General features: G+C 66.4%; 13 protein-coding genes. 8 read left to right on the top strand and 5 right to left on the bottom strand.

Annotated elements, in window-relative coordinates:
• Positions 1-20: 20 nt before the first annotated feature.
• The gene (locus tag ACCD03_RS17085) at positions 21-1013 is read left to right on the top strand and encodes a fumarylacetoacetate hydrolase family protein (protein WP_316677192.1); all 993 of its coding nucleotides are present in this window, start codon (positions 21-23) and stop codon (positions 1011-1013) included.
• A 3-nt stretch (positions 1014-1016) separates the two neighbouring features.
• On the opposite strand, the gene ACCD03_RS17080 is transcribed toward ACCD03_RS17085, so the two are convergent.
• Positions 1017-1925: an IclR family transcriptional regulator gene (locus tag ACCD03_RS17080; protein WP_413412378.1), complete on the bottom strand. Its 909-nt coding sequence runs from the start codon at positions 1923-1925 to the stop codon at positions 1017-1019.
• A 105-nt stretch (positions 1926-2030) separates the two neighbouring features.
• Between ACCD03_RS17080 and ACCD03_RS17075 the strand changes: the two genes are divergently transcribed.
• The 5 genes from ACCD03_RS17075 to ACCD03_RS17055 all read left to right on the top strand — a co-directional run bounded on the left by ACCD03_RS17075 (position 2031) and on the right by ACCD03_RS17055 (position 7280).
• Entirely contained in the window at positions 2031-3035 is a 1005-nt protein-coding gene (locus tag ACCD03_RS17075) for an LLM class flavin-dependent oxidoreductase (RefSeq protein WP_413412377.1), read from the top strand.
• 84 nt (positions 3036-3119) lie between these two features.
• A complete protein-coding gene (locus ACCD03_RS17070) occupies positions 3120-4283 on the top strand; it encodes an ABC transporter substrate-binding protein (protein ID WP_413412376.1) in 1164 nt (387 codons plus the stop codon).
• Positions 4284-4351: 68 nt separating this feature from the next.
• Complete coding sequence (locus tag ACCD03_RS17065; RefSeq protein WP_045202406.1) at positions 4352-5170, top strand: enoyl-CoA hydratase/isomerase family protein; 819 nt, start codon at positions 4352-4354, stop codon at positions 5168-5170.
• Positions 5171-5219: 49 nt separating this feature from the next.
• Positions 5220-6092, top strand: coding sequence for a PhaM family polyhydroxyalkanoate granule multifunctional regulatory protein (locus ACCD03_RS17060; RefSeq protein ID WP_413412375.1), 873 nt, complete (start codon positions 5220-5222; stop codon positions 6090-6092).
• A 3-nt stretch (positions 6093-6095) separates the two neighbouring features.
• Positions 6096-7280: a patatin-like phospholipase family protein gene (locus ACCD03_RS17055; RefSeq protein WP_413412374.1), complete on the top strand. Its 1185-nt coding sequence runs from the start codon at positions 6096-6098 to the stop codon at positions 7278-7280.
• On the opposite strand, the gene ACCD03_RS17050 is transcribed toward ACCD03_RS17055, so the two are convergent.
• A complete protein-coding gene (locus ACCD03_RS17050; RefSeq protein WP_413412373.1) occupies positions 7281-7976 on the bottom strand; it encodes a glutathione peroxidase in 696 nt (231 codons plus the stop codon).
• A 404-nt stretch (positions 7977-8380) separates the two neighbouring features.
• Between ACCD03_RS17050 and ACCD03_RS17045 the strand changes: the two genes are divergently transcribed.
• Together ACCD03_RS17045 and rfaE2 are read left to right on the top strand one after the other, a co-directional pair.
• Entirely contained in the window at positions 8381-9235 is an 855-nt protein-coding gene (locus tag ACCD03_RS17045) for a ferritin (RefSeq protein ID WP_009239234.1), read from the top strand.
• Positions 9236-9309: 74 nt separating this feature from the next.
• On the top strand, positions 9310-9807 hold the full coding sequence (gene rfaE2 / locus ACCD03_RS17040) for a D-glycero-beta-D-manno-heptose 1-phosphate adenylyltransferase (RefSeq protein WP_253536121.1): 498 nt from the start codon (positions 9310-9312) through the stop codon (positions 9805-9807).
• Positions 9808-9811: 4 nt separating this feature from the next.
• On the opposite strand, the gene ACCD03_RS17035 is transcribed toward rfaE2, so the two are convergent.
• The 3 genes from ACCD03_RS17035 to ACCD03_RS17025 form a co-directional block, all read right to left on the bottom strand.
• Positions 9812-10588 (bottom strand): SPOR domain-containing protein, encoded by a 777-nt coding sequence (locus ACCD03_RS17035; RefSeq protein ID WP_413412372.1) that lies wholly within the window; start codon positions 10586-10588, stop codon positions 9812-9814.
• Positions 10589-10689: 101 nt separating this feature from the next.
• Complete coding sequence (locus ACCD03_RS17030) at positions 10690-11571, bottom strand: type III pantothenate kinase (RefSeq protein WP_413412371.1); 882 nt, start codon at positions 11569-11571, stop codon at positions 10690-10692.
• A partial coding sequence (locus ACCD03_RS17025) for a biotin--[acetyl-CoA-carboxylase] ligase (RefSeq protein WP_413412370.1) occupies positions 11568-12228 on the bottom strand: 661 nt, incomplete at its 5' end. The genes ACCD03_RS17030 and ACCD03_RS17025, both read right to left, overlap by 4 nt.

Raw genomic sequence — 12228 nt, 5'->3', positions numbered from 1 at the left:
CCTTTTTTCATACAACGCACATGAAACTCGCCACCCTCAAGGATGGCTCGCGCGACGGTCAGCTGGCCGTGGTCTCGCGCGACCTGAAGACCGCTCACTTCGCCACGCACATCGCCGGTACGCTGCAGCGCGCGCTGGACGACTGGGCCTTCCATGCACCGCAGTTGCAGGATCTGTACGACCAGCTCAACGCGGGCCGTGCGCGCCACCCGTTTGCGTTTGACGCCGGCAACTGCATGGCGCCGCTGCCGCGCGCGTACCAATGGGCCGATGGCTCGGCCTATGTGAACCACGTTGAACTGGTGCGCAAGGCGCGCGGCGCCGAGATGCCCCCCGAGTTCTGGACCGACCCGCTGATGTACCAGGGCGGCTCGGATGACTTGGCTGGGGCGCATGACCCCATCGTCTGCCGCAGCGAAGCGTTCGGCATCGATTTTGAGGCAGAGGTGGCCGTCATCACCGGCGACGTGCCGATGGGCACCGAGCCGGCCGCCGCTGCCGAGGGCATCCGCCTGATCGTGCTGGCCAACGATGTGTCGCTGCGCAATCTGATTCCGACGGAGCTGAGCAAGGGTTTCGGCTTCTTCCAGAGCAAGCCGGCCACGTCGTTCTCACCCGTGGCCGTCACGCCCGATGAATTGGGCGGGGCCTGGCGCGAACGCAAGGTGCATTTGCCGATGACGGTGCGCTGGAATAACAAGAAGGTTGGCCAGCCCGAGTGCGGCACCGACATGGTGTTCGACTTTGGCCAGCTGATCGCGCATATCTGCAAGACACGCAACGTGCGTGCGGGCAGCATCGTCGGCTCGGGCACGATCTCCAACGTGGACCGCAGCAAGGGGTACGCGTGCATCGCCGAGAAACGCATGCTCGAAACCCTCGAATCCGGCGCGCCCGTCACCGAATACATGCGCTACGGCGACACCGTAAAGATCGAGATGTTCGACGCCAATGGCGTGTCGATTTTCGGTGCGATCGACCAGGAAGTCGTTGCGCCGGGCACGCAAGCGTAAGGCTTAAGCGGATTCGGGTGCCGTCTTCGGACGGCGCCCCCGCTTTGGCGCCGCGGCACCCGTTGTCAGCGCCTGCCCGTGATACCCCAGGCGCAGGGATAGCGTCCGCCCGGCCTCGCGCAGCAGCCGTGAGGCGGGCCCTTCCAGGCTCGAATCGAATACGCTGGACAAGCCCAGCGCCGTGATCGCCCCCGCCAGCTTGCCTTGTGAATCGAGCACCGGCACGGCCACCGAATCGATGCCGTGCACCAACGTGCCGCCGATGCGCGCCACGCCCTCCTGCCGCACCGCCTGCCAGCGCGCGCGGCAGTTCAGCCAGTCGGTCAGGCCGGCCTTGCCGGCGCCGGGGCCGCGCAGTTCGCGGTCGATGAGCGAGACGATCTGGATTTCGGGCATCCACGCGGCGCACGCCTGGCCCGTGGCGGAGTTCAGCAGCGGCATGACCGAGCCCACCCGCACGTTGACCGCCACCGGCCGGCCGCTGTCTTCCCAGCGCACGATGACGGGGCCGCGCGCGGTCCAGATCGACAGAAATACGCTTTCGTTCAGCCGTTCGGCCAGCTTGGGTAGCAGGTTGCTGCCTTCGCGCACGAAATCCACGTCGGACAGCGCCGACAGCCCGACCTGCAATGCCTGTGCGCCCAGCCGGTAGCGGGCGGAGGCGGGATCCTTCTCCACAAAACCCATGCGTTCCAGCGACACCAGGTAGCGGTGAACCTTTGCGCGCGGCATGCCGAGCTGCCGGCCCAGTTCAGAGACGGCGTGTGCGCCACCGGCATGCGCCATCGCCGAAAGCACGGTCAGCGCGATCTCGGCGGACTGGATGCCAGCGCTGGTGCGTTCAGGCGCGGCGTCGTCTGCGGGCAATTCGTCAGGCGATGTATCCGGCGGCAGGGGAGCGTCGATGGGCATCTTGAAGTCTCGGGTGTCGCTTTATAAGATACGCGTTACGTAAAAAGATACAACCGGCGCGGCGGCCCCTGCGCGCTGGAAAAGACCTCGAACCCGGGAGACGCCATGAAGCTGTCGATCTTTTCCGTGCAGGACCACTACCCCGACCGGCCTCGCAGTCTGCCGCAACTCTACGCAGACGTCATCGCCCAGGCGCGCCATGCCGAAGCGCTCGGCTACGACACCTTCTGGGTGGCCGAGCATCATTTTCACGAGTACGGGGCCGTCCCCAACCCGGCGGTCTTTCTCTCGCATCTGGCCGCGCAGACGCAACGCCTGCGGCTGGGCACGGCCATCTCGATCCTTACCTTCCACCATCCGGCCACCGTGGCCGAGAACTACGCGATGGTCGATGCGCTCTCGGGCGGGCGGCTGTCGCTGGGCGTGGGCTCCGGCTACCTCAAGCACGAGTTCGAAGGCTACGACGTCGACCCCGCCATCAAGCGCGAGCGCTTTGACGAAGCGTTGATGCTCGTCGAGCGCTTGCTCGCTGGCGAGCGCGTGCACCATGCGGGCCAGTTCCACACGCTGCGCGACGTGCGCCTCAACGTGCTGCCGGTGCAGGCCCGCGTGCCGATCCACGTGGCGATCCTGCGGCGCGAGGCGGCGTATCACATTGGCCGGCAGGGGCGGCGCATGCTGTTCGTGCCGTATGCCTCGGTCGACGGCTTCGACGACATCCGCACGTTGATGGACGATTACCGGCGCGGTTTGGCCGAAGCGGGCATTGCCGACACGCGCGGCATGGCAGCCGTCGCGCTGCACACGCACGTGGGCCCGACCGAAGCCGCCGTGCGCGCGACGGCCGCCGACGCGTTCGACCTGTACGTCGCCACGCGCCTCTACGCGCGCCGCCAAACCTACGACGATGTCCTGACCAGCGGCCTGTCGTTGTTCGGCACGCCCGACGCGGTGGCCGAGAAGCTCGCGCGGCTGTCCGACATGGGCGTCGATCACGTGATGGCGCTGCACAACTTCGGGTTGATGCCGCAATCGGCCGTGCTCGAATCGATGCGCGCGTTGGTGGAGGATGCGTTGCCGCGTGCCGGCATCACTGCGCTCGCTGCCTGAACCTGTCTAGCCTGGGCGACTCCGCATCGCCAAACCGTCGCAAAACCGCTACGCTCTTTGCCAAACCACGGGAGGAGACCCCCAATGCAGCGACCGAAGTGGCGACATGCGGGCGTACTGGTCGGTTTGGCTTTGCTGTCTTCCGCCGCGCTGGCGGACATCCGCATCGGGGTGACGGTGTCGGCCACTGGGCCGCAGGCCTCGCTGGGGCAGCCCGAGAAGAACGCCACCACGCTGTGGCCGCGCGAGATCGGCGGCGAGCGCGTCGACGTGATCGTGCTTGACGATGCGTCGGACACCACGCGCGCTGTCACCAACACGCGCAAGCTGATGAGCGAGTCCAACGTGGACGTGATCGTGGGTTCGTCCACGACGCCGAATACGCTGGCGATGATCGACGCGGCGGCCGAGGGCAAGACGCCCGTGATCTCGCTGGCCTCATCCGCCAGGTTGGTCGAGCCGATGGATGCGAAGCGGCGCTGGATCTTCAAGACGCCGCATTCGGATTCGCACATGGCATCGCTCATTGCCGAGCACGCCACCGCGCACGGCGTGAAGACCATCGCCTACATCGGTTTTGCCAATGCGCTGGGCGAGGCCTTCCTGGCGGAGGTGCAGCGCTTTGCTGAGCTCAAGCACATCCGCATCACCGATACCGAGCGTTTTTCGCCCACCGACAACAGCGTGACCGCGCAGGTGCTGCATCTGCTGGCCAACAAGCCCGACGCGGTGGTGATTGGCGGCTCCGGCACGCCCGCCGCGCTGCCGGCCCGTGCGCTGGCCGAGCGCGGCTACACCGGCAAGATCTACTTCAACCACGGCGTTTCCAATAACGATTTCGTCAGGCTGTGCGGCAAGGATTGCGAAGGCGCCTACGTGCCGACCGGCCCCGTGATGGTCGCCGCCGAATTGCCCGACACCAACCCCGCCAAGAAGCAGGCGCTGGATTTTGCGCGCCGCTACGAGGCCGCCTTCGGCAAGGGCAGCGTGTCGATCTTTGCCGCCTACACGGGCGATATCGGCTTGCTGCTGCAGCGTGCGGTGCCGGTGGCGCTCAAGCGGGCCAAGCCGGGCACGCCGGCCTTTCGCGAGGCGCTGCGCGATGCGCTGGAGCAGGTGCGTGACCTGCCCACCAGCACCGGCGTGGTCAACATGAGCCCGGAAGACCACGTGGGCCTCGACCAGCGCGCCCGCGTGATGGCGCAGATCCGCCGCGGCCAATGGCGGCTGGCCGACACCGCGAAGTGACGATGGCGCACATCTCGCGTTGCACGCGCAGTCTCATCCGCTATGCTTGATCCATTACCTTCGACGCCATGACCTCGCTCGCTCCCCGCTTTGCCCGCTACCAGGCGCTGACGCTCGTCCAGCACGGCCCCATCCTTGAAATCGTGATGGGCGCGGCGCAGTCGGCCAACCGCAAGCTGTCCACGGCCGATGCCGGCCTGCACCGCGAGCTGGCGGAGATCTGGCGCGATGTGTCCGCCGAGCCCTCGGTACGCGTCGCACTCATCCGCGGCGAGGGCAAGGGCTTCTCGGCCGGCGGCGATCTGCACCTCGTCGAGCAGATGGCCGAAGACTTCGACGTGCGCACCCGCGTCTGGCACGAGGCACGCGACCTTGTCTACAACGTCATCAACTGCGACAAGCCCATTGTCAGCGCCATGCACGGCCCGGCCGTGGGGGCAGGGCTGGTCGCCGGATTGCTGGCCGATATTTCCATCGCCGCCAGGGACGCCCGCATCGTCGATGGCCACACCCGCCTGGGCGTGGCAGCGGGCGACCATGCGGCCATTGTCTGGCCGCTGTTGTGCGGCATGGCCAAGGCCAAGTATTACCTGCTGCTGTGCGAGTCCATGACGGGCGAGGAGGCCGAGCGCATTGGGCTGGTCTCGCTGGCCGTGCCCGAAGCGGACCTCGTCAACCGCGCATTCGAAATCGCCGAGCGCTTGGCGGCAGGTTCTCAGACGGCCATCCGCTGGACCAAGTACGCGCTGAACAACTGGTTGCGCATGGCGGGCCCGAGTTTTGATACGTCGCTGGCGCTTGAATTCATGGGTTTTGCGGGCCCCGACGTGCGTGAGGGCATTGCGAGCCTGCGCCAGAAGCGTCCGCCCACGTTTGATGGCGCCTGATGGGAAACACGCCCGCACGCCCGACCCCGACCGATTTGTAGGAGACACCATGTTCACCCAGATGCCCAATTTCGCTGAAGGCGGTTTCGATTTTCTGCGCAAGCTGTGGGGCGGCGGCTTTGCCGGGATGGCCGGTGGCGGCATGCCCAACATGGCCAGCTTTGCCGCGCCGCCGATGGATCTCGAGGAAATCGACAAGCGCATCCATGACCTGCGCGCTGTTGAGAGCTGGCTGCAACTGAACGCCAGCCTGCTGCGCACGGCAATCCAAGGGCTGGAGGTGCAGCGCGCCACGCTGGTGGCCTTGCAGACCTTCGGCTCCGCGCTGTCGCCAGATGCCATGAAGTCGGCGTTCGACGGGCTGACGCCGGGTGCGACTTCCACTGACGAAGAATCCAAGCCCGCGTGGCCGCACACGGCCGCCACAGCCAAGCCGGCCGAAGACGAACCGCCGCCCGAAGACGAGGCCGAGGCGGAAGAAGACACGGACGACGACCAAGCCGAAGCCCGCGCCGAAAATGCTCAGGCCCAGGCCGCTGCGCAGGCGCAAGCTGCTGCACGTGCCGCCGCGGCTGCGCTGGATCCCTCGCCGTGGTGGAACATGCTGCAGCAGCAGTTCAACCAGATCGCCAGTTCGGCTGCCGCCGCCATGCCGATGCCGCAGAACCTGATGCCGGGCTTCCCAGGCGGCTTCCCCGGGTTTGCCGGTGCGCCGGGCGCGGAAGGGTTGGATGCGGCGCCGGAAGACATCGAAGAGAAGACGGTGCCGGTCAAGCCCAAGCGTGCTGCCGCCAAGCCGGCGCAGAAGCCGGCCACCAAGACGCCTGCGGGCAGCACGGCCAAGCCAGCCACCAAGAAAGCGGCTGCCAAGAAAGCGCCGGCGAAATCTGCGCCGCGCAAGCCCGCCAACGACACGCCCTGATCGATGTCGCCGGACTGCACTGCGCTCTTGATGATGGGCGGCGGCGCGCGGGCCGCCTATCAGGTTGGTGTGCTGCGCGGCATCGCGGGGTTGGCGCAGGAGTATGCGCCGGGTGTGGCACGCACGCCGTTCGACGTCATTTGCGGCACCTCGGCGGGAGCGATCAACAGTCTGGGCCTCGCACGCGGTGCGCAGGATTTCACGCTCGCCACCGAGGCGCTCACCCAGCTCTGGGGCAGTCTGCACGCCGATCGTGTCTATCGAACGGACGTCGGCCGCGTGGGCTCGAGCGGCGCCCGGTGGCTGACCGCCCTGGCGTTCGGCTGGATGACCGGCCGCACGCCGCGCGCGCTGTTCGACAACACACCGCTGCGCGAACTGCTGGAATCGCAACACGACGGGAAGCAGGTGCAAGCCGCATTCGAGGCTGGAGCGCTGCGCGCGCTGGCCATCACCGCGCTGTCATACACCACCGGGCGCCACGTCACGTTCTATCAATCGCCGCACGTAGTGCTGCCGTGGCGGCGGTCGCAGCGGATTGCGGTGTCAGACGAGATCGGCGTGTCGCACATGCTCGCGTCGTCGAGCATCCCGTTCATCTTCCCCGCCGAGCCGGTGCCGCTCGAAGGTAATGACGAATGGTTCGGCGACGGCACGATGCGCCAGATGTCGCCACTGAGCCCGGCCATTCATCTGGGCGCGAATCGCATTCTGGTGGTGGGCGCCGCGTCGCGCTCGCAGCCGGGCTGGTACGACACGGTGCCGGCGTCCGGCTATCCGTCGCTCGCCCAGATCGCGGGGCAGGCGCTGGCGAGCATCTTTCTCGACGGGCTCTCGGCCGATATCGAACGGCTGCAGCACGTCAACGCAGTGGTGGCCCGCAACCCCGAGATTGCCGACGCGCGCGACGGCTGGCGCAAGATCGAAGTGCTGGTGATGGCGCCGTCCGAGCGCATCGAGCTGATTGCTTCGCGCCACGTCCAGCGCCTGCCGGGCACGGTGCGCGCGCTGCTCAAGCCGCTGGGCGGCACCGAGGCGCGCGGTGCGGCATTCGCAAGCTATCTGCTCTTTGAACCCGAGTTCACGCAGGAACTCATCGACCTGGGCGAGCGCGATGTACAAGCCCGCCGTGACGAGCTGGCCGCGTTCCTGTACGGCGCGATTCCGGACACGATGCGCGCAGCCTGATCAGCGCGACGAGTGCGTCGACGGTTCAGCCAACAGCGCATCAATGCGCTTGATGAGCGCTGGGTCGCTCGGCTCGACGCTGCTCGGGAACACCGCCGCCACGCGGCCGGTGCGGTCCAGCAGATATTTGTGAAAGTTCCACTTGGGCGGCTGGCCCGTCTGCGTTGCGAGCCACGAATACAGCGGCGACGCACCCGCGCCAACCACCGCCGTCTTCGAGAACATCGGGAATTTCACGCCGTACGTGTTGTAGCAAAAGTCGGCGATCTGCTTGCTGTTGCCGGGCTCCTGTTGAAAGTCGTTCGACGGAAAACCCAGCACCGTCAGGCCCTTGTCGCGGTACTTGGCGTACAGCGCTTCTAGCCCTTCGTACTGATGCGTGTAGCCGCAATAGCTGGCGGTGTTGACTACCAGCACGACGCGGCCGGCGTACTGGCAGAGGTCTTGCGGCGCATCATCCTGCAAACGCTTGACGCGAAAGTTCAGGCTGGTAGGGCAGGCGCCTGGCGCGGCCGATGCTTGCGCAGTGGTTGCGGCACTCGAAGTGGCAGCGTGCCCCGTGCGTGGCAGCAGCAATGCGATGACCGCAATGGCAATCGCAATTGCGATCATCAGTAGATGATGTCGACGCAGCACCCCCGACGCATGCAGTTGCAGGCGCGGGCGTCGCCCGGAAACGGTGGCGGAAAACAACATGGCGAATCTCCAAAAGCAGACGCTCAGCCGACGGGCCGGAGTTTGTCTTTAGTCTAGGGTATAACGCCCCGGGGTCGCACCAGGTGAAATGTGCGGTATGCGTTGCGCGCCATTCGCCCCGCGAATTGCAGCGCTTCCTATACTGGAAACCTTGCCGGGCGGTGCCCGGTCCGACACAAAAGACGACGGCCAGCGTGCTGTCGATCACATCGCGGTGTACCGCGAGACAACGCGCGGCCGCATCGCGCGTCAGGGGGTCGCCAAGCCACGTTGCGGTTGTGGCGCCGGCAGGCCTGTTGTCACGAGGAAACGGGCAGACACAGAACTTTGCTCCGGCAACCCTGAAAATCGGGGGTTGGTCAAGCATGTCTGCTAGAATCCGCCTGCAAATTCAAAGGCTTACCATGCTCTATCCCGAATTGTTCAAGTCGTTGGAAGCGGTCCGCTGGAATATGGAAAAGGATATTCCGTGGGACACGTTCGATGCGTCGCTGTTGACCGACGCGCAAGCGCAGACCATCAAGATGAATGCCATCACCGAGTGGTCAGCCCTGCCTGCCACCGAGATGTTCCTGCGTGACAATCGCCACGATTCCGATTTTTCGGCGTTCATGAGCGTGTGGTTCTTTGAAGAGCAGAAGCACTCGCTGGTGCTGATGGAATATCTGCGCCGCTTCCGCCCCGAGCTCGTACCGACCGAAGAAGAGCTGCACAACGTGCGCTTCGAGTTCGATCCGGCCCCGCCGCTGGAAACGTTGATGCTGCACTTCTGCGGCGAGATCCGCCTGAACCACTGGTATCGCCGTGCCTCTGAATGGCACACCGAGCCGGTCATCAAGGCGATCTACAAGCATCTGTCGCAGGACGAAGCCCGCCACGGCGGCGCCTACCTGCGCTACATGAAGAAATACCTGGGCCAGTTTGGCGACAGCGCGCGCAGCGCATTCGCCAAGATCGGTGTGCTGATGGCTTCGGCGCGCCGCACCGAAAAGCCGCTTCACCCGACCAATCTGCACGTGAACAAGGCGTTGTTCCCGCAAGACACGGTGCAGTCGCGCCTGCCGAACCCGGACTGGCTGGAGCACTGGCTGGACGAGCAGATCAAGTTCGACGCCGGCTGGGAAAAGAAGGTCATCGAGCGCATCCTGCACAACATGGGTCTGCTGTTCGAGCGTACCTTCGAAACCGTGCAAGACCTGAACCGCTACCGCAAGGAACTCAACGCACGTCTGCTCGGCTCGGCCGAACAAGCCGCCTGATCCTTGCCACTGGCAGTGAGCGGCCCATCGATTCGATGGGCCGTTTTGTTTTCCACCTCGATTTCGCTTTCGCCATGACCGCTCGCCAGCCTGCGCCCGCCTTTGAACAGAAGATCTGCGACTCCGCCGACGTGGAGGCCCGCGTGCGCGCCTTGCCGCGCCCAGTGGTCTTCACCAACGGCGTGTTCGACATCCTGCATCGCGGACACGCCACGTATCTGGCGCAGGCGCGCGCACTGGGCGCTTCGCTGGTGGTGGGCGTGAACACCGACGCCTCGGTACGGATGCTGGGCAAGGGTGACGACCGCCCGCTCAACACGCAGGACGATCGCCTGGCCGTGCTGGCTGCGCTGGAAGCGGTGAGTCTGGTGGTGTTGTTTGCCGAGCGCACCCCGGTCGAACTCATCCAGCGCGTGCGTCCCGACATCTACGTCAAGGGCGGCGACTATGACATCGATGCGCTGGAAGAAACGCGTGTCGTGCGCAGCTGGGGCGGTACGGCCCTGGCGATTCCGTTCGAGCATGACCGCTCGACGACGGCGCTGCTCAAGCGCGTGCGCGCGTCGTCCTGAACGCTTAGCGCGATGCCGTGACCGCCGCGCAAGCGTGCAGGTCTTCGGCTCCCAGCGTTTTCTTCAGCACGGCCAGTTGGGCTGCGACGCCCGAAGCCGCATCGGCGGTGGTGCTCACGCGTAGCGAGGTCTGCGCGCCGAGCCGACGCGTTTGCGTGACCACGGCGGTGCGCACGTCCTTGGCGCGCAGTTCATCCAGACGCTGTTGCGCGCGCTCCTTGTCGCGGAACAGGCCAAGCGATACCACAAACGTATTGCCTTCCTGCACGATGGCTGAATCCGCCACGTTGCGGCGCTTGAGTTCTGCCACCTTGCGATCGGCGTCGTCGCGCGTGTCGCGAGCCGGCATATGGACCCACCAGCGGTTGTCTTCCTGACGCGTGATGCGCTCAACCTGCACGCCCGCCAGTTGCTTGAGCTGATCGATGCCGCGCGTGGCTTGTGCTTCGGTCAGGCCGCCGAGTTCGGTGCAACTGCCGCCGCTGTCGGCGGTGGTCAGAGCCGTACGCTCGATGTTCGCCTGCGGGCCCGATGCGGCGGGCGAGGAAGCCGACGGCGGCGAGTCCGGCGCCGATTTGGGTACGGCGGTGGCCGGTGCGGAAGCGGGTGCCGGTTCGAGAATACGGATCTCGTCGGTGCGGATCTGGCGGCGCATGCGATCGGGCTCGCGCTCGCTCTCGAACCAGGCCTTGGACACTTCGGGCCCGAATACGCCGGTATTGGCCGCGAGCAGAACGCCATTGACGAGCAGCAGGAGCAGCAGGGCGAGGCGAAGCGTCATGGTGCGAACGGACGTGGATTCGGACGGTGGCTCGGAATGCAGAAACACAGCAGCAACAACGGTAAGACGTCAGACGAAAACTGCAGCCCGGCCGACCGAGGCTACGCCAACGTCGCGGCGCCTTCCCGGCTCGCGCGCGCCAGCACCTGAAGGCCGAGCAGCACGAGATTATCGTGCATCTGGAACGGCATGCGCAGATGCGGCCCCAGTGCGGCGCGTGCTCCGCCGCTCAGCACGCAGCGTGCCGGGCCGGGGCATTGCTTCTGTAGTGCCATCCAGGTCTGTGCAATTGCGCCCGCCTGGGCGATAACGCAGCCCAGCGCGATGGCGTCCTGCGTATTGTCGGCCCAGGGCGGCGCGATGACGTCGCCTGCACTGAGGTAGCTGACATCGACTTCGGGCAACTGCGCTGTGTTGCGTGACAGCGCGCGCATCATCAACGTGAGCCCGGGCAGGATCAGGCCGCCGGCAAACAGGCCATCGGGCGTGACGATGTCGAGGGTCGTGGCGGTGCCTGCCGTCACGAGCAGCAGGGCCGTGTCGGGCCACAAGTGGCGTGCGCCGACCGCGCCAACCCACCGATCAGTGCCAAGCTGCGTTGGGTCGCGATACCCGTTGCGCAGGCCGGCGGTGGCATCTTCCGATGCCGCAATGCGCACGCGTGCCCCGTCGAACACGCGGGCGATGCGCGCGGTGAGTGCATCTCGCAGTGCCGGGCCAGCCACCGCGCTGATCCACACCTCGGGTGGGGCGACGCCGGCGGCGTGGCAATCGCGCCAGTCTTCCACCAGTTCAGCCAATCGATCATGCGCGCGGGCGCCGGCATGCTGCCAGGGCGTGCCGCCCGGTTCTTCGGGCAGGGCGAGTTCGGCATCGGCACCACCGGCAATCCACGCCCACTTGATGCGTGTATTTCCCGCATCGATCAGCAATAGCGGACGGGCGGGGGCGGCGTGCGCGGCAGAGACCTTCAGGCGCGTCATGGCTGTTCTGCCTCTGCGCTGCGCAAGGAAACCTCGCCGCTGTGGATCCACTGCACACGTCCGCCCGATTCAATCGCCAGGCGGCCTTGTGCATCGATGCCATGCGCCACGCCTTCGAGCACCATGGTGCCGTCCTGCCACAGGCGCACCCGCTCGCCGGCAAAGGCATCGCGGGCGGCAAACGGCGCAACGAACGGCGCCAAGCCCTGTGCGCCGAAGCGCTGCAGGTGTTCACCCAGCGACGTGAGCAGCGCCGAGAACACGGCGTTCGGTTCCGGCGCATCCACCAGTTCTTCCACGCCCGACAAGCCGCGGCCCAGCGTGCTTTCCAGCACGCGCGGCCGTTCCAGGTTCAGGCCGATGCCGATGACGGCCCAGGTCCGGCCCGGCTCTGTCCGCACGGTCTCGACCAGGATGCCGGCCAGCTTGCGCCCGGCAATTTGCACATCGTTGGGCCATTTCAGTGCGAGCGCCTGTCCGCTCCCGCCCCGGGCTTCCGCGTACCCAGCCACGGCATCGGCCACGGCCACACCCACGGCCAGGCTCAGGCCGCCGAGCTGCGCGGGCTCGCCCGCAAAGGCGCAGGCGATGGAGAAGGTCAGGCCGTGGTCGCCACCCCACGGGCGGCCTTGGCGACCGCGCCCGGCGGTCTGGCGC

This window comes from Ralstonia sp. Ralssp135 (assembly GCF_047304345.1).
Classification (GTDB): domain Bacteria; phylum Pseudomonadota; class Gammaproteobacteria; order Burkholderiales; family Burkholderiaceae; genus Ralstonia; species Ralstonia chuxiongensis.
This window is presented reverse-complemented; position numbering and strand designations above follow the sequence as displayed.

Coding starts and splice junctions, on each gene's coding strand:
- ACCD03_RS17085 (WP_316677192.1), top strand. CDS start 21: ATGAAACTCGCCACCCTCAAGGATGGCTCGCGCGACGGTCAGCTGGCC.
- ACCD03_RS17080 (WP_413412378.1), bottom strand. CDS start 1,925: ATGCCCATCGACGCTCCCCTGCCGCCGGATACATCGCCTGACGAATTG.
- ACCD03_RS17075 (WP_413412377.1), top strand. CDS start 2,031: ATGAAGCTGTCGATCTTTTCCGTGCAGGACCACTACCCCGACCGGCCT.
- ACCD03_RS17070 (WP_413412376.1), top strand. CDS start 3,120: ATGCAGCGACCGAAGTGGCGACATGCGGGCGTACTGGTCGGTTTGGCT.
- ACCD03_RS17065 (WP_045202406.1), top strand. CDS start 4,352: ATGACCTCGCTCGCTCCCCGCTTTGCCCGCTACCAGGCGCTGACGCTC.
- ACCD03_RS17060 (WP_413412375.1), top strand. CDS start 5,220: ATGTTCACCCAGATGCCCAATTTCGCTGAAGGCGGTTTCGATTTTCTG.
- ACCD03_RS17055 (WP_413412374.1), top strand. CDS start 6,096: ATGTCGCCGGACTGCACTGCGCTCTTGATGATGGGCGGCGGCGCGCGG.
- ACCD03_RS17050 (WP_413412373.1), bottom strand. CDS start 7,976: ATGTTGTTTTCCGCCACCGTTTCCGGGCGACGCCCGCGCCTGCAACTG.
- ACCD03_RS17045 (WP_009239234.1), top strand. CDS start 8,381: ATGCTCTATCCCGAATTGTTCAAGTCGTTGGAAGCGGTCCGCTGGAAT.
- rfaE2 (WP_253536121.1), top strand. CDS start 9,310: ATGACCGCTCGCCAGCCTGCGCCCGCCTTTGAACAGAAGATCTGCGAC.
- ACCD03_RS17035 (WP_413412372.1), bottom strand. CDS start 10,588: ATGACGCTTCGCCTCGCCCTGCTGCTCCTGCTGCTCGTCAATGGCGTT.
- ACCD03_RS17030 (WP_413412371.1), bottom strand. CDS start 11,571: ATGACGCGCCTGAAGGTCTCTGCCGCGCACGCCGCCCCCGCCCGTCCG.